The sequence below is a fragment of the Streptacidiphilus sp. EB103A genome (assembly GCF_041261405.1).
Lineage (GTDB): Bacteria > Actinomycetota > Actinomycetes > Streptomycetales > Streptomycetaceae > Streptacidiphilus.
In genome coordinates this window covers 34,853-51,149 of sequence record NZ_JBGCAQ010000019.1, presented here as the reverse complement: position 1 = coordinate 51,149, position 16,297 = coordinate 34,853, and the positions used below count along the sequence as shown (strand labels likewise).

Below are 16,297 nucleotides of genomic sequence, written 5' to 3'. Positions count from 1 at the left end.
GGAGGCGACCCTAGCCACATCCTCGACAGCTTCGTGGGGGTTTGACATGAAAAGCGCAGAAAGGAAGAACGGAATGAGTGACGCATCGGCCTCAACCGCCCGGCGGACACTGGCCGGCGGACTCGAGGTGAACCCCATCGGCATCGGCTGCTGGGCCATCGGGGGATCGGACAGCAACCTGGGCCTGCCGATGGGCTGGGCCGCCGCGGATGACGACGAGTCACTGCGCGGCCTGGAAGCGGCGCACGCGCTGGGCGCGAACCTCTTCGACACCGCCGACGTGTACGGACACGGGCGCAGCGAGCGGATCATCGGCCGACTGGTCGAGCAGGTCCCCCGGGACTCGGTCGTCCTGTCCAGCAAGGTGGGGTACTTCACCGGGACCGCAGAGCACGCCTACCTTCCTGGAGCCATGCGCCGGCAGCTGGAGACGACTCTGGAGAACCTGCGCACCGATCGGCTGGACATCTACTTCCTGCACAACGCCGACTTCGGTCCCGGCGACCGCTACCTGGAGGGTGCCCTGGAGCAGATGCGGGACTTCCAGCGCCAGGGCCTGGTGCGCGCGATCGGCATGCGCGGCCCGCACCGCTTCGCGACCGAGCGGGTGACCGTCGCCAAGGAGCTGCGCGAGGACAAGCAGGCCCGGTTCCGCTATCTCTTCGGGCAGGTCAAGCCGCAGTACCTGGCGGTGCGCTTCAACGCGCTGACGCCCGGGCCACCGCAGGGACATCGGGACCTGTTCGCGTTCGCCGCCGAGCACCGGGCCAGTGTCCTGATCAACAAGCCCTTGGCCCAAGGACTGCTGACCGGCAAGTACGACCCCGACCGGCCTCCGGTCTTCGGTCCCGGCGATCACCGGTCACGCAAGCGCTGGTTCACCCCGCAGGCCCTCGCCGTGATCCGTGACGGCCTGGCCCCCCTTCGGGAACGCTTCGGACCCGACGAGCCCGACCTGGTCCGCACCGCCCTGCAGTACTGCCTCCAGCACGCGGACAACGCAGCCCTTCTGGTCGGCTTCAGCAGCGCACGGCAGGTCACCGCCAACCTGCGCGCCGTCGGCTCACCCCTGACCGGCGAAGACCTTGCCTTCGTGCGTGACAGCGCCCGCCGGCTCCAACTCGCCCTCGACGCCATCGGCGAGGTCTTCCTGGACGAGAAGGAAAGCACCGGCAAGCCCACCGGCCAGGAGAAGGCGGCCCTCTCGCCCGAGCGGGTCAGCCGATGACGGCCCCGACAGGTTCCTGGGGCCAGGGAAGCTTGGTCAGGTGCGGCCACACCCGCGTCCACCGCTCAGCCTTGTCCTCGTACACCGCTCTCGGCGCCACGGTAGCCGCGTTGGGGCGCAGCACCCCGGTGAACAGGTCGGTGAAGCCGTGAGTGGAGTACACCTCCAGGTCGCCGCCGGCGCTCAGGTTCAGCGCCACGCAGCAGCAGGTCGCCGCGAAGCCGGAGACGGCGTGCGGCAGGTCGCGGTAGGGCTCGATGGTCTTGCCGAACTTCTCGGCGTACCAGAGGTGGACACGGGCCTCGTTGCGCGGCTCGACGTCCGCGCCCAGGCCCTGGCAGGCCCCGATGATCCGCTTGATGACCACGTCCTCGGCCTCGTAGGACAGGTCCTGCCCCTCATAGAAGAACAGGTCGTGGTCGCGGATCCCGGCGTTCAGATCGGGTGCGCCGGCCGCGACGTTCCATACCGTCTGGAACAGGGAACCGGCCGTCAGGTACCAGGGCGGCAGGTCCAGCGGGGCCAGGCGTTCCAGGACGCCGCGGACGGTCGGGTTGCGCAACACGGTAGCGGCGAACGCCACCGCCTGCTCGTGCGGATCAGCGGTAGCGAGGCGGCGGAGGTCGGCCGCATCCAGATGGGCATGGCGGGGGTTGTCACGGACAACCGCGTAATCCAGTACAGGCACCCGCCGACCCTGCCACACCGCGCCGGTGGAACGGGTACGGCTCGGCGTTCTTGGCAGGGAGTTGATGTGAGGTGTGCACCCTGGGGTGAACGTCGAGCCCCAGATGTCCGCACGGGCGTACGACCGGACGGCCGGTCGGTGTCCGCCGTGTCGCCCGACACCTGCGCGGGCCCGGCAGGAGGTGTCCGGTGATCGCGGAACCCCGAGAGGCCGCGGCACAGCGTTCGCCCGGTACTGAGCCGCGACCGGGGAACATGGTGGGACGGGTGATGACGTGGAACGTCCAGCACGCCAGCGCGGAACGCTCCCAACGGCAGGTCGCCTGGCTGGCCGGACAGCCGGGAGCGGACGTGGTGGTGCTGACCGAGGTCGGCCACGGCCCCGGTGGAGAGGGCCTGCTGGCCGCGCTGGCCGAGCACGGCTACACCGCGGTGCTCTCCCGGTCGCCAGACGAGGCGACCTACCGGGCCGTGATCGCCTCGCGGATCGGTGAGCTGACCGAGATCCCCACCGGGATCGAGGTCCTGGCGCACCGGGCGCTGGCCGCCAGTGTCGACCTCGGCGGCCAGCGGATCGCGGTGGCGGGCCTGTACGTGCCCTCGCGCGGCCCCAAGGAGCGCCGCAACCTCGACAAGCGGGCGTTCCAGGACGCTGTCGCGGCCGCACTGCCCGCGCTGGTGGCCCGCTTCGACGGCCCGTGGGTGGTGGCCGGAGATATGAACGTCCTGGAACCCGGCCACAAGCCCCACTACCCACTGTTCGGTGCCTGGGAATACGACTTCTACGCCGCCTTCGGGCGGGTCGGGCTCGTCGACGCCTTCCGCGCCCTGCACCCGGGCGTCGTGGAGCACAGCTGGTTCGGGCACGGCGGCAACGGCTACCGCTTCGACCATGCCTATGTCAGCGCCAACGTCACCCACCGCGTTCTGACCTGCGAATACCTCCACGAGCCCCGTGAAGCAGGCCTGAGCGACCACGCCGCCCTGACCCTCACCCTGTCCCTGCCCGCGCCCCGGCCTCCCAGCGCCCCGACCTGACCGACTCGCCCCGACTCGCCCCGCCCCGCCCCGCCCCGGCTCCAACGTCCACTCCCTCGAAGCCAGTGAAGGACCGAACCACCGTGCTGCCTCACTCCATCGCCCAGTACGCCCTCGCCGCCCACGGCCGCCTGCACCATGTCCCCGATCCGGACGCGGTCCTGGCCGGCCCGGTCGGCATCGACTCGCGCACGATCAGCCCCGGTTCCCTGTTCGCCTGTCTGCCCGGCACCCGCACCGACGGCCACGACTTCGCCGAACAGGCCCTCGCCAACGGCGCCACCGCTGTCCTGGCCACCCGAGAGACCGCAGCCCCCGCCATCATCGTGCCCGACGTCCAGAACGCACTCACCGACCTGGCGCGCTTCACTGCCGAGCGCTCCGACGCCCTGACCGTGGGGATTACCGGATCAGTCGGAAAGACCAGCGCGAAGGACCTCCTCGCCCAGATCCTGCGCGCCCAGGGCCCCACCGTCGCCACCGAGGGGTCCTACAACAACGAGCTCGGACTGCCCCTGACCGTGCTGCGGGCCGAGACGGACACCCGGTTCCTGGTCCTGGAGATGGGTGCCCGCGGCAAGGGCCACATCGCCCACCTCGCCTCCATCGCGCGACCGCGGATCAGCACCGTCCTCGGCGTCGGCTCCGCCCACGTGGGCGAGTTCGGCAGCAGGCGGGCCATCGCCGAGGCCAAGCAGGAGATCATCCAGGCACTGCCCGCCGACGGCATCGCGGTCCTGAACGACGACGACCCCTGGGTCGGCCTCATGGCCGAACACTGCACCGGGAAAGTGATCCGCTTCAGCCGCCGCCGGCACACCGACGTCCATGCCACCGGCGTCGACTGCGACGAACAGGGACGGGCACGGTTCACCCTCCACGTGGACCGGCAGGTCGCCTACGTCGGGCTCCGCCTCCTCGGAGAGCACCACGTCACCAACGCCCTGGCGGCTGCCGCCCTCGCGGTGGCCGCGGGCGTGCCGTTCGACGCCATCGCGGAGGTACTGAACACCGCCGAGCCCCAGAGCGAGGGCCGGATGCAGGTCACCGAGCGGCCCGACCACGTCACCGTCGTCAACGACGCCTTCAACGCCAGCCCGGAGTCGATGCAGGCAGCACTTCAGACGCTGGCCCAGATGAGCCGGGGCCGCCGCTCGATCGCCGTCCTCGGCGAGATGGCCGAACTTGGCCAACGGTCAACCGCCCTGCACGAAGAGGTCGGACAGTGCGCGGCCACCTCCGGCATCGACCGGCTGGTGGCCATCGGCGGCCCGGACGCCCGGGCCATGACCGACGCCGCGGTGCGCGCGGGCCTGCGGGTCGCCGAACACGTCGCCACCAAGGAAGCCGCCCTCGCCCTGCTCACGGACCTGCTCACCGCAGGCGACGTCGTCCTGGTGAAGGGCGCGCACTCGCTGGGGCTGCTGGCCATGGCACAGACTCTCGCCGCACCCGTCAGCTGACCCGCCCGCCCCCTCACCAGGAGGAACCGACATGACCACCAAGCCCCAGGACACCGCCACCACTGAGGCACTCGCCGCATTGAGGAACACCGCGGCCATCCTCGGCTTAGCCGTCGTGGTCGCCGACCCCGACGACGACCAGACCACCCTGCCCCCGATGACACTGCGCCTGCCAGACGGCCTGCCCCACGCTCCCACCGCCGAGGCGTGCACGGCCTGGCTGCACGCGCGAGCGATCGACGCCTCTGCTCATGCCGACCCCCAGGACACCACGCAGGTCCTGGTCACGATGGGCAGCGTCGCCGCGGTGCACCGGCTCACCGAGGTGCTGCTAGCTCCCCGCGCCCGGTCCCGGGCGGGCGCCGAACGCCTGGCACAGGCGCTCCACCCCCATGACCTCGACGGGCTGAAGGTCTCCGGGGAGCAGAGCAACGTCCTCATCGAGATCCGCAGCGACGACCTGGACTCCGCCGTGCAGCTCGCCGCGCTGCTGGGCGTCCCGGACATCGCCGATGGGCTGAAGATCGGTCGGGCGAAAGGCAGACGCGAGGCCTGTGTGCGGATGGAGATGCTGCTGACCGGACTGCTGGGACCCGGCGTTGTCGTCCAGAACCTCCCCGGCTGCGAGCACACCCCGGACGGGCTCGACGTGTGGGTGGACGTCGAACAGGCCACAGCACTGGCCGAGCGGATCGCCGCCCAGCCGGTACTCGATCACACGGGACCGACCACCTGACGGGCACCCCATACCCGCGGCACAGCGCGCTGACCCACCCGGCCAACGACCCGCCGCTTCCCGAACCGCCGACCTACGGAGGAACCCTCATGCCGATATCCGACGACCGGGTCCGGGCCGCCCGCCCCGGCGATGCTCAGGAACTGCTGCGCCTGCGCGTCGCCGTGCTGGCCGGCGAGGCGGTCACCGACGCCTGGCGCATCTCGTTCCAAGCCGACATGCAGCAGCGGCTGGGCGCCGACCCGTCCCTGCGCGCGTTCGTCGCCCCCGCCCCCGACGGCACCCTCGCGGCGTGTGCGATCGGGTGCGTCTACCGCGGCTACACCGGCCCCACGTACCCGCAGGGCCGGTGGGGGCGGATCTTCACCGTCGTCACCGATCCGGCCTGGCGCCGGCAGGGCCTTGGGCGCGCGGTGACCGCAGCGCTCGCGCAGTCCATGACCGAGGAGGGCTGCTCCTCAATCGAACTACGGGCCACCGACGAAGGCGCGGCGCTGTACCGGCAGATGGGCTTCACCGCCATCGACGGCCCCTACATGACTCTGCGGCCACCGGAGTCGAAATAGCGGTTCTGTCTATCAACACCCTGGGACGACATCAGACTTGCCCTAAAGGGATGACATCCACTCGGACACGCCGAGAGAGCGGCTGCGGCGCTGCCAGGATCACGTCACCGACCTCGACGGCCCAGACGGCATATTCGAACACCACGGGAGAGCCATGTCTTCAACTGCGCCAGAATCCGGCCCGCCGGGCCCCGCGGCCGCACCGCCGGAAGGGCAGAACAGCAGCACCTGGCTGCCGGCCGAACAGTACGTCCAGCGGATTCCCCACGCCACGATCTACGCCTGCGCGCTGATGACCGATCAGCACGGGAACCCCCTCCAACTCCACTCCTCGATCCCCGAGCACCCCCAGCGCTGGCAGTGGCCGGGCGGCAATCTCGACGACCACAGCACGCCCTTTCAGACCGCGGTCCGCGAGACGCTCGAGGAGACCGGCCTGCATCTCCAAGGGCCGCCTCGCCTCCTGGCTGTTCATTTCCTTCTGCCCAGCGCGGCCTGGCCGCTCGCGAAAGTCGGATTTATGTTCGACGGCGGCCAACTCAGCGCGGAGGACATGGCCGCGATCCGGCTGCGCCCGGATGAGCATGACCGCTGGGAGGTCAGGCCGTTGGAGCAGTGGCAGTCGGACATGCACCCGCGCTACTGGCGGCGCCTGGAAGCCGTGCTCGCCGCCCGCGCCTCCGGCGCCCTGCTCTACCTCTCGGACGCCGACGACATCCCTCCCTCTCCCGGCTGACCCGCATCCGTCGCCCGCACGCGTAGCGGCCGCAAGCGCCAGGCAATCACGTCCACGGATCCATCGGCCCATATCGGGGAGCGTCGAGATGACCACGCAGGACCTATCGCGGCAGGAAGCGGAGGCCTCCGGCCAGGACGGCTTCAGGGCCCGGCCGGAGGGCGGGAAGCCCTGGGGCTGCCGCGAGGCGTCCTGGCGGCAGCTCGCGCCGCGGATCTACGTCTTTGCTTCTCGGGAGGCGCTGTGATCCGGCGACGACGTGCAGTGTCCGGGGTCCAGGAGGATTCGGCCCGGGCCGACCAACTGCTGTTCGGCGGGCCCCTGGTCTACGACTTCGGGTTCGCCCGGCACGACGGCAAGGCTGGCACCGCCAGCGCTCTCCAGTGGGTGAGGAGTCTTCCGGCGCCGCTGGGCCTGGTGCTGGGACTGGCGGCACGGGCCGACCGCTCGGCGTTGGCCCAGGTCCTTCTGGCCGAGCTGGGCCAGGGCCTGTCCCGGGCGTTCTTGCTCCTGGCGGCCAATCGGGCACTGCTGCAGTTGTTCGCCGGCGGCCCGACGGCGCAGCGCATCCACGCCTCCCTGCCCGTCCTGGTGGCGATCGGCGCGGTCAGCGCCTTCTCGGCTCTGCTGTCCGCGATGTCCACCGCCTCCACGGGCCGGTTGGAGCCGCGGATCGAGAACGCGGTCACCCAGGAGATCCTGCACCACGCGGTCAACGCACAGCTGGCGGCGATGGAGGACGAGGGGTTCCACCGCATCCTCGACTCGGCCCGGTTCGCCGCCGACTACGCCAAGCGCCTGATCGGCCAGGGCGTCGCCGTGCTGAACAGCGTGGTCAGCCTGATCGCGGCCGGTGGCGTCCTGGCCACCCTGGACTGGCGGCTCATGCCGCTGCTGCTGCTGATCGCGGTCCCGCGGGCCTGGGGCTCGATCCGCTCCGCGCGACGCCGCTACCTCTCGATCCAGAGCTGGCTCACCCACATCCGGGCCATCAACGCCCTGCTGGGCCTGCTCACCAGCAAGGACGCCGCACCAGAGGTACGGGTACACCAGCTCGGCGACTTCCTCACCGACCAGTACCGGGCGATGGCCGAGCGTTCCGAGGCCGAGCAGACTCGTCTGGCCCGCGAGCGGGCCGGCACCAACCTCCTCGCCTCCGCCCTGTCCGGGGCGGCGACACTGATCACCTACGCGGTCCTGCTGCTCCTACTGATCCACGGTCAGGTCGCCATCGCCGTGGCAGGGACCGCCGCCCTCGCGATCCGCACCGGCGTCGGTAGCATCGGCACCCTGGTCACTCAGCTGAACACGGTCTACGACTCCAGTCTGTATGTTGCTGACCTCGCCGAGCTGCGTGAGGTCGGACCCCGTCGGGCCATCCCCACCGGCGGCACCCCTGTCCCGGACGGCCCGCAACTGCTGGAGCTCAAGGACGTCCGCTTCACCTACGACGGCCGAACCGAGCCGGCCGTGCAGGGAATCAGCCTGTCGGTGGCCCCGGGGCAGGTCGTGGCCCTGGTCGGGGCGAACGGCGCCGGCAAGACCACCTTGGCGAAGATCATCTGCGGGCTGCTCGGGGCCGACGACGGCTCTATGTCATGGGGCGGCGTCGACTTCGCGGCAGCGGACCGCGCCACCTGGTTTTCAAGGATCGCCCTACTCGGCCAGGACTTCGAGCGCTGGCCTCTGTCTGCGCGCTGCAACGTGCTGATGGGGGACGTGGAGCGCCCGGACGACGACGCGGGCATCGCCGAAGCCGCACGACGCGCCGGCGCGCTGGCCACCGTGACCGCGCTCCCCCACGGCTGGGACACGATCCTGACCCGCGGATACCTCAGGGGCGCCGACGTCTCCGGAGGCCAGTGGCAGAAGATCGGCCTGGCGCGATCCCTGTTCAGGGAGAAAGCGGAACTCCTCGTCGCGGACGAACCCACCGCCGCGCTGGACGCCGCCAGCGAGATCGACACGTTCCGCAAGCTGCGGTCGCTGGCCGAGACGGGCAAATCTGTCATTTTGATCACCCACCGGCTCGCCGCAACTCGGCTCGCTGACGTCATCTACGTCATCGACAACGGCGTGGTCACCGAGAGCGGCACCCATGGCGAGCTCCTTGGCCGACCGCTGGTCCCGGGCGGTTACCGGGACCTGTATCAGCGGCAGGCGACCGAGTACGGCGTTGCCCATCTGTCCCCACCACGCGCCAACCCCGACACCACCACGGTCTGCGATACCTCGGAGGTCAAGTGACCGCGCCCGACACCACCGCCTCGAGGACCGGCGCCGGCGCCTCTATGCCCGCAGGGCGGCCGAACGCGGCAGGACGGCGCTCACCGCGTATGCGGCCGAACCGGGCCACGTCCGCCGCCGCTCAGACCTCGCTGATCCTGTCCTGGGCTCAAGGGCTGGTCGGCCTGGTGGACTCGGTCCGGGACGTCTCCTGGCCTAGGGAATCCTCGCGGGTCTGGGAGCTCAACGGCACCGGCGGCAGGCACTTCCTCAAACTCTCCCCCGACCGCCTCGCATTCGACCGGGAGACCTACGCCTACCGTGGAGCGGCACCGAAACTGGGGGACGGCCGGGCACCGGTGCTCGTCGACGCCGACCCGGTCGCGATGGCCCTGCTGCTCACAGCCGTCCCCGGGGCCGTGGTCAAGGGCCTGACGCTCACGGCGGGCGAGGAAGGCGATATCCACCGCCAGGCCGGCGCACTGCTGCGGCGCCTCCACGACACGGCAACGCCATCCGCGCACACCCGGCTCGAGGCCGCAGCCGACACCTCACGGCTGCTCGACCAGGGAGCCAGGCAGCTCGCGGTGTGGACGCCGCTGCTGACCGCAGCTCAGCGCCTGCTGGTCGGCGACCTGATCGACGAACTTCGCGGCACCAGTGAGCTGCCGGCCGCCTTCCTGCACGGCGACTGGCAGCCCCGCAACTGGCTGTGGTCCGGCGAGCTTGCGGCGGTGGACTTCGAACAGTCCCGCTACGGACCAGCCGTGGACGACTTCGTGCTGCTGGCCAGCGGGCCCTGGTGGCTGGACCGCCCCGACCTGCGGGAGAGCTTCATCAGCGGGTACGGACGGACGCTGAACGGTGCCGAGCAGCGCGCGCTGCGGGGCCTGGCCGGGCTGGCGGCGGCGGGCGGCATTGCGCGCGGCACCGCCGCGGCGGACCTCGAACTCGTCCGGCGCGGACAGCTCACCCTCAACCGGCTGCTGACAGGGGATTTCGCATGACCACACCCGAACCGCTCGCGGACTCCGAGACCGTGCCGCCGGAGGTGACCCGCTTCGTGGCGGCCCACCCCGCACCGGCCAGCTGCGCCGACGCTCTGGTCCGCGACGGCCAGGGCCGGATCTTGCTCGTGGACCCGGTGTACAAGCCCGGCTGGGACCTACCCGGCGGCATGACCGAGGACGAAGGCCCCGCCCGTGCGGTCGAGCGTGAACTCCTCGAGGAACTCGGCCTACCGGTCGACGTCGGCCGGCTGCTGGCGGTCGACACTATTCCCGCCGACGTCTACGGGCGCACCCTGATGGCCTACATCTACGCCGCCCACCCCGCGGGCGACGTCGACCCCGCCGGGTTGGCCCTGCAGGACGAGGAGATCCGCGCGGCCGCGTTCTTCCCCGAGGACCAGGCCCTGGACCTGCTGCCTGACCGGCTGCGCCGCCGCCTGGCCGCCGCCCTGGAGGCCGAGCGCGGCGCGCACACCGCGGTGCTGCAGGACGGGGTACCTCGCCCGGTGCGCCGCCGCGACCACTACGCCCTGCTGCCCTCCCCGATGATGGCGGCAACCGTCGTGGTGACCCGCGTCGACGGCCGGGTCCTGGTGCAGCACCCGAGCTACAAGCAGCACGCCGAGCTCCCCGGCGGCATGGTGGAGGCCCACGAGTCCCCCGCCGAGGGCGGGGTTCGCGAGCTGTTCGAGGAACTCGGCATGCGGCGGAAGGTCGGCCGGGTCCTGGCGGTCGATTCCTCCTCCGCGACGCAGGCCAAGCACGGCCGCGCCATGGTCTGCGTCATCTTCGCCCTCGACCCGCTTTCCGACCAGGAGGCCGACGCGCTGGTACTGGGCGAGGAGGTCGCCTCGGTGTCCTGGCTCACCCGCGAGGAGGCGCGCCGGGCGCTGCCCTGGCGGCTCGCCGCGCGGATGGACGCGGCGCTGGACGCCAAGGCGTCCGGTACCACCGTCCATCTCTCCTGCGGTCGCCCGGACCTGCCCCTGCCCGGTGACGGGGGCGCGGAGCTGCTGCGGGCGGCGCTCGTCGAGCGGCTTGAGGCCGAGGCCGGGCTCGTCGACCCGCTGCTGCGGGAGGCGTTCGCAACGGTCCGCCGGGAACTGGTCGTCCCGCGCGGCTACACCCCACGCCTGGAGGTCACCGGCACCGACGAGAAGGTCTGGCAGCTCCTGGACGGCACACACCCCTCCGACCGGGCCGAATGGTCACGCGTGGTCTACGCAGGGGAGTCGGTGATGCTGCAGCTTCCCGGGCAGGACCCGAGGACCACACCGCGCGGCCACCTCGCGGTCGGCGGCGGGTTCGCGTCGATGACAACCGACGCCACCGGCGTCGTCCACCTCCTCCAGCCCCTCGCGCTGTCCCGCGGCGCGAGGGTGCTGGAGGCAGGGACCGGGGCCGGGCTGGTGGCCGCGATGCTGTGCGAGATCACCGGATCCGAGCGGGTGACCGGCATCGAGGTCGACCCGCTGCTGGCCCAGGCCACCCGCGAGCGCCTGGCCGCGGCGGGCTACCGACCACGCCTGCTGACCGGTGACGCCTTGGCCGGCTGCCCTGGCGAGGAGTTCGACGCGATCGTGCTCTCCTTCTCCGTACGCAGCGCACCGGTCGCCCTGCTGGGGCAACTGGCCGTGGGCGGCACGCTGATCGCGCCCATCCACACCGGATCCCCGTCCTGGCCAGCCCACTGCCATGTCACCCGCACCGAGGCCGGCTGGGAGGCGGTGCTGCGGCCCTATGCCCGCGGCGGCACCGCCCCCGGGTCCGGACAGGAGTACCACCGGCCGCCCAAGCCGGGGACCGCACCCGACCAGACCGGGCCCGGGCGGCGCCGCGACAGCCGGATCGAAGTGCCCGATCCGCTGGATGCCGCCGGCTTCTGGCTGGCGGTCGGCCACCTGCTCGGCATCATGCGGGGAGCCGCACCCGACGAGGAGCAATGGATGCTGCACCACCGGGCCACCGGATCGCGCGCCCTGCTCACCGCAGGCGCCGGTTCCCGGGAGCTGCACTGGTGGGGTGGCTACGACCTGTGGGCGGACGTCGAGGAGCTCCATCACCGCTGGGAGCAGGCCGGGCGACCGGCCGAGTATCGCCTCGACCTCACCGACCCGGCGCAGCAGACCGTCCTGGGCGGAACCACCGAACGGCCACTGAGCTGGGTACTGCCCGGCGACGCGCTCGCACCCGGACCGCGGCCTCCCCGCGGCCCTGATCGGGCCCGGACCGCATGACCGATTCCCAACCCCCGGTCCACACCCGGCCCGCGCCCGCGCCCCGTTGACGAAGCCCCGCTGCACTGCTCCGAGAGGTACTGAACATGGCCCCCGCCCGCTCCGATATCCACGACGTTGTCCGCGCCTACCTTGACGGCCATCCCGGTGAACGCGAAGCGCTGCTCCCACTGCTGGAGGTGCTCGACGGCGCCGCGGCCCCGACCGACCGGGCCACGGCGCCGGGCCACATCACGTGCAGCGCAGTTGTCGTCGACGATGCCCAGCGGGTCCTGCACATTCGCCACCGAGGCACGGGCGGCCAACTGCTCGCCCCCGGCGGCCACGTCGAGGACAGCGACCCCACCCTGCTGGCCGCAGCCCTGCGCGAACTGCACGAGGAGGCCGGGATCGCACCCGGCATGCTCTGCCTGACCCCGCAGTTCCTCGGGGCGCCGATCGACATCAACGTCCACGACATCGCCGCGGCCCCCGCCAAGGGCGAGCCGGCGCACCAGCACTACGACCTGCGGTTCGTCTTCTACCTGACCGGCGGCCGCCCGCAGCTCGCGTTGCAGGAGGAGGAGGTCTCCGGTGCGGTGTGGCTGCCCTTCGACCAGGTCAGCTCCCCGACGCTGCGCGCCAAGCTGCAGCTCTGCGCGCTGGATGGCCGACCCGAGCCGGTCAACGCCTCCGCGCTGATCTACGACGACCAGGGCCGGTACCTGCTGCACCTGCGCGACAACTATCCAGGGATCTGGGCTCCGGGGGAGTTCAGCCTGCTCGGCGGCGGCCGTGAGCCCGACGATCACACGCTGGAGGAGACGCTGCTGCGGGAACTGGCCGAGGAGGTTCCGGGCCTGGCCCTGATGGACCTGGAGCCCTTCGCCGTGGAACAGGTGGTGGGCACCGAGGGCCTGTGCGTCCCGATCCAGACGTTCGCCGGCTGCTGGATCGGCGACCCGCGCACGCTGACCCTCAACGAAGGCGTCCTGCTGCACTGGGTCCGGCCCCACGAGCTGAACCGGCTGCGCATCCAGGAATCGACACGCGACCTGATTCACCGCCACGCGAGCCTGAAGGCCTCCACCGTGCCCCGGGCCAGGCCAGCCGAGGCCGCGTCCAGCGGGGACGGGGATCCGGTGCTGAACGGGATCGGGGCCCACCTGTACCTGGAGGACGACCAGGGCCGGGTCCTGCTCGGCCTGCGTCACCCGGACTCTGCCTACGCCGCAAATACCTGGCACTTCCTGGCGGGCCGCTGCGAACAGGAGTCGGTCCGCGACTGCGTCGTCAGGGAGGCGCTCGAAGAGGCGGGGCTGGTCATCAACCCAGACGAACTGGAGTTCGTACACACCGTGCACCTGATCGACTATCCGGGTGCCCGCCCCCTGATGCAGATGGTCTTCCGGGCACGCCGCTGGACGGGCAGCCCCCAACTTACGGAGCCGGACAAGTGCCTGGCCTGGCAGTGGTGGCACCCGGACGCCCTTCCCGATCCGATCGTCGCCTACACCCGAGCAGCGATCGACGGGATCCGGGAGGGACGCCTCTACACGCAGCTGGGATGGGAGGAACCGGCCGATAGCGCCCCCGCCGCAGGTGAGCGCCTGCGCTGTTCCCCAGGCAACAGCTGCTGACCGAGGGACCGCAGCCCCGCATCCGAATCCGGAATCGCAGAGTCCTGCGCCCGGTGCCCTTCCCCTCGTCCCGACTCAACCCGAGGAGACTCATGCCCGACCACTCAAGCAGCCCCGTCCCGCGCCCCGAAGCGGTGGACACCTTCGCGACACCCGTGGTGGCGCAGCTGCACCAGTGGGCCATTCCCCCGCGGGAGTACGCCCGGATGGAATCACGTCGGGGCCGCCGCCACGCCTATGAGCAGCTGACGCCCGCGCAGACCGCTCTGGTGGTGGTCGACATGGTCGCCTTCTTCGCCGACGACAGTGCCTTCGGGCGCGCGATCGTGCCGCAGATCCGGGAGCTAGCAGTGGCGATGCGCCAAGCCGACGGGACGGTGGCCTGGGTTCTGCCCGTCGTCCCTGAGCGGGCCAACGACTGGGGCACCGCGTTCTACGGCCGGCAGACGGTCGAAGTACTACGGACCTCCGGCGGCCAGGGCACGGTAAACGAGCGGCTGTGCACCGGTCTGGACGCCGACCCAGGAGATCTCGTGGTGGAGAAGCGCGGCACCTCGGCCTTCTGGCCCGGCAACTCAACCCTTCCGGGGCTGTTGGTGGAGCGGGGCGTGGACACGGTTGTGGTCTGCGGCATGGCGACCGCCGTTATCCCGGCACTCGCCGTGTCCCACGCAGGTCGTGTCGTTTTAGCGGACCTCGGCAGCGGATGCCGCTGTCGCATTGATCGCCTGCATGGTGTCCCTTTCGGCGGGGTCGCTAGAACATACCAGGTGACGAAGGTCACCTCTGAGGTGGCTCGTGGGGCGAGGAGCGGACGGGTGTCGGTGGGCGCGGTCCGAAGGACCGTGGACTGGAAACCGTGAACGCGTGAACCGGAAACCGGAAACCGTGAATGTTGGAAAGAGCCAGGTGAGGCGGGCTGAGAAGCGTGCTGGCCGTGAACGTGATCGTGAAGACGACCGTGAACGTGATCGTGATGAGCGTGAAGACGACCGTGATGGTGATCGTGCTGACCACGCAGAAGGCCACCAGCCTCATGAGGGTGGTGGCCTTCTGCGTGGTCTCGATCTTCTAGCGGCGGATGGCGGCGGCGACTCGGTTGCGCAGGCGCTCGTCGGTGATGGTCTCGGCGCCGCGCCAGGCGGCGTCGGTGACCTCTTCTGCCTGGAGCTCGGCGACGTCGGCGTTGGTGGCGAAGACGAAGCGGAAGTCGATGTGCTGGTGGTCGCCTTCGCCCTTGGCCGGGTTGGCGGGGATGGGGTGGACGTCGATGTGGACCGGCTCGTCCCGGAGCGGGACGACGAGGTCGGGCCGGATGCCTGTCTCCTCGGCGAGCTCGCGCAGGGCCGCGCCGATCAGGCTGGTGTCGCCGGGTTCGAGGTGGCCGCCGGGCAGGAGCCACCTGTCCAGGGCCAGGTGGTGGATGAACAGGACCTTGCCGACGGGGTCGGTCAGGATCGCGCCGGCGGTGGCGTGGCCGCGGAACTCCTTGCGGCTGGTGATCTCCGCCCCGGTGTCCAGGAGGTCCAGGACGGGGGCGAGGTCGGCCTTCTCCTCGGGGTGCTGGTCGAGGTAGCGGGTCAGGGTGGTGCGGATGTGGTCTGCCGTGATGGCCATGGTGATCACCTGTTGAAGTAGTTGAGCCAGGTCGCCGCGATGGTGGCGCGGTGGGCCGCGTCGACCTCATGCATACCGGGGTTGAGGTCGGCGCGGGCGAGGATCTGGATGGCGGCGAGGATTTCCGCCTGAACGAGGAAGATGAACGGACCGACTGAAGCGCCGTGCAGGAAGTTGACGGCGTTGCCGTTGTTCATCAGATAGAAGTAGTGGCCGGTGGTCTGGTAGCGGGTGATCGACTCCCCGGTGCGGGCGCGGGTGTAGACCTCGGGCAGGCCGGCCAGCTCCAGTTCGTCCTCGCTGCTGGTGACGGTGGCGATGTAGGCCCCGTTGCGCAGATGCGGGAAGTCCTCGCCCCGAAGCGCGATCGACCCGGTCGCGCAGAGGACCAGCCCGGCGCCGGTCAGGGCGTGCTCGCGGTCGCGGGCGACGGCGAAGCCCTGGGACAGGGCCTGGGTGCGGCGGACCGGGTCGATGTCGAAGACGGTGACCTGGACGCCCTTGGCGTGCAGGAGTCGGGCGATGGAGGAGCCGAGCTTGCCGAAGCCGATGACCAGGGCGGTGCGGCCGTGCAGGATGTCGCCGCGTCCGCGCATCAGGGCCTCGGTGGAGAACACCACCGACTGCCCGACCAGGAAGTCCTCCGGGTCCTTCAGCGGCGAGCGGGCGACCGAGACGACCGGGCAGGGCAGCTTGTCGATCTCGGCATAGCGCCGGTGGCCGTTCTCGGTGTCCTCGATCACGCCCAGCACCCGCCCGGAGAAGCGCTCGCAGACGGCGGCCAGGGTGGGGGCGAAGTAGCCGCCGACGTCCAGCAGCACCAGGTCCTCGCCGCCCGCGCGGGACTCCAGGTAGTCCAGCGCGCTGTCGGGGTCGGCGAACAGCTCGCGGGTCAGCGCGTCGACCGGCACCGATTGCTCGACCTCGCGCAGGGCGGCCGGGTCGATGGACTTCGGCTTGGGCAGCACAGCCTTGAGCTGGGTGAGCTGGGCGGCGGCGCGCACGAAGGAGGGTCGTTCGGGCAGCAGGTGGGTGACCAGGAACGCGGCGGGCCGGGTGGCCGGGGGGAACTGGGCCGCGATCTTGGCGAAGTAGGCGTCGAGCCGTGCGCGTTCGAAGTTCTCCATGGCCGGG

At 71.0% G+C, this 16,297-nt stretch carries 16 protein-coding genes; 13 read left to right on the top strand and 3 right to left on the bottom strand.

Annotated features, from left to right (window positions below; translation table 11 throughout):
• The first annotated feature begins 73 nt into the window (after positions 1–73).
• Positions 74–1,228 (top strand): aldo/keto reductase, encoded by a 1,155-nt coding sequence (locus ABH941_RS28805; protein WP_370132478.1) that lies wholly within the window; start codon positions 74–76, stop codon positions 1,226–1,228.
• Here ABH941_RS28805 and ABH941_RS28800 read toward each other — a convergent pair.
• A complete protein-coding gene (locus ABH941_RS28800; RefSeq protein WP_370132477.1) occupies positions 1,218–1,916 on the bottom strand; it encodes a nucleotidyltransferase family protein in 699 nt (232 codons plus the stop codon). The genes ABH941_RS28805 and ABH941_RS28800 overlap by 11 nt on opposite strands.
• A 269-nt stretch (positions 1,917–2,185) precedes the next feature.
• Between ABH941_RS28800 and ABH941_RS28795 the strand changes: the two genes are divergently transcribed.
• From ABH941_RS28795 to ABH941_RS28740, 12 genes are all read left to right on the top strand, one after another.
• Positions 2,186–2,953, top strand: a complete 768-nt coding sequence (locus ABH941_RS28795) for an endonuclease/exonuclease/phosphatase family protein (protein WP_370132475.1) — start codon at positions 2,186–2,188, stop codon at positions 2,951–2,953.
• Between the two features lie 83 nt (positions 2,954–3,036).
• Complete coding sequence (gene murF / locus ABH941_RS28790) at positions 3,037–4,416, top strand: UDP-N-acetylmuramoyl-tripeptide--D-alanyl-D-alanine ligase (RefSeq protein WP_370132474.1); 1,380 nt, start codon at positions 3,037–3,039, stop codon at positions 4,414–4,416.
• Positions 4,417–4,447: 31 nt separating this feature from the next.
• Positions 4,448–5,152, top strand: coding sequence for a hypothetical protein (locus tag ABH941_RS28785; RefSeq protein WP_370132473.1), 705 nt, complete (start codon positions 4,448–4,450; stop codon positions 5,150–5,152).
• 89 nt (positions 5,153–5,241) lie between these two features.
• On the top strand, positions 5,242–5,718 hold the full coding sequence (locus ABH941_RS28780; RefSeq protein WP_370132471.1) for a GNAT family N-acetyltransferase: 477 nt from the start codon (positions 5,242–5,244) through the stop codon (positions 5,716–5,718).
• 154 nt (positions 5,719–5,872) lie between these two features.
• Entirely contained in the window at positions 5,873–6,454 is a 582-nt protein-coding gene (locus ABH941_RS28775; RefSeq protein ID WP_370132470.1) for an NUDIX domain-containing protein, read from the top strand.
• Positions 6,455–6,542: 88 nt separating this feature from the next.
• A complete protein-coding gene (locus ABH941_RS28770) occupies positions 6,543–6,701 on the top strand; it encodes a hypothetical protein (protein WP_370132469.1) in 159 nt (52 codons plus the stop codon).
• Positions 6,698–8,701 (top strand): ABC transporter ATP-binding protein, encoded by a 2,004-nt coding sequence (locus ABH941_RS28765; protein ID WP_370132468.1) that lies wholly within the window; start codon positions 6,698–6,700, stop codon positions 8,699–8,701. The genes ABH941_RS28770 and ABH941_RS28765 overlap by 4 nt, the downstream gene beginning before the upstream one ends.
• An 89-nt stretch (positions 8,702–8,790) precedes the next feature.
• Positions 8,791–9,687, top strand: coding sequence for an aminoglycoside phosphotransferase family protein (locus ABH941_RS28760; protein ID WP_370132467.1), 897 nt, complete (start codon positions 8,791–8,793; stop codon positions 9,685–9,687).
• Positions 9,684–11,927, top strand: coding sequence for an NUDIX domain-containing protein (locus ABH941_RS28755; protein WP_370132466.1), 2,244 nt, complete (start codon positions 9,684–9,686; stop codon positions 11,925–11,927). The genes ABH941_RS28760 and ABH941_RS28755 overlap by 4 nt, the downstream gene beginning before the upstream one ends.
• Before the next feature lie 86 nt (positions 11,928–12,013).
• Complete coding sequence (locus ABH941_RS28750) at positions 12,014–13,546, top strand: NUDIX domain-containing protein (RefSeq protein ID WP_370132465.1); 1,533 nt, start codon at positions 12,014–12,016, stop codon at positions 13,544–13,546.
• Positions 13,547–13,638: 92 nt separating this feature from the next.
• Positions 13,639–14,409: an isochorismatase family protein gene (locus ABH941_RS28745; protein WP_370132464.1), complete on the top strand. Its 771-nt coding sequence runs from the start codon at positions 13,639–13,641 to the stop codon at positions 14,407–14,409.
• Between the two features lie 74 nt (positions 14,410–14,483).
• Positions 14,484–14,621, top strand: a complete 138-nt coding sequence (locus ABH941_RS28740; RefSeq protein WP_370132463.1) for a hypothetical protein — start codon at positions 14,484–14,486, stop codon at positions 14,619–14,621.
• Here ABH941_RS28740 and ABH941_RS28735 read toward each other — a convergent pair.
• Both ABH941_RS28735 and ABH941_RS28730 read right to left on the bottom strand, forming a co-directional pair.
• Positions 14,618–15,163 (bottom strand): NUDIX hydrolase, encoded by a 546-nt coding sequence (locus ABH941_RS28735; protein ID WP_370132462.1) that lies wholly within the window; start codon positions 15,161–15,163, stop codon positions 14,618–14,620. The genes ABH941_RS28740 and ABH941_RS28735 overlap by 4 nt on opposite strands.
• Before the next feature lie 5 nt (positions 15,164–15,168).
• On the bottom strand, positions 15,169–16,290 hold the full coding sequence (locus ABH941_RS28730; RefSeq protein WP_370132461.1) for an adenosylhomocysteinase: 1,122 nt from the start codon (positions 16,288–16,290) through the stop codon (positions 15,169–15,171).
• Positions 16,291–16,297: the final 7 nt, after the last annotated feature.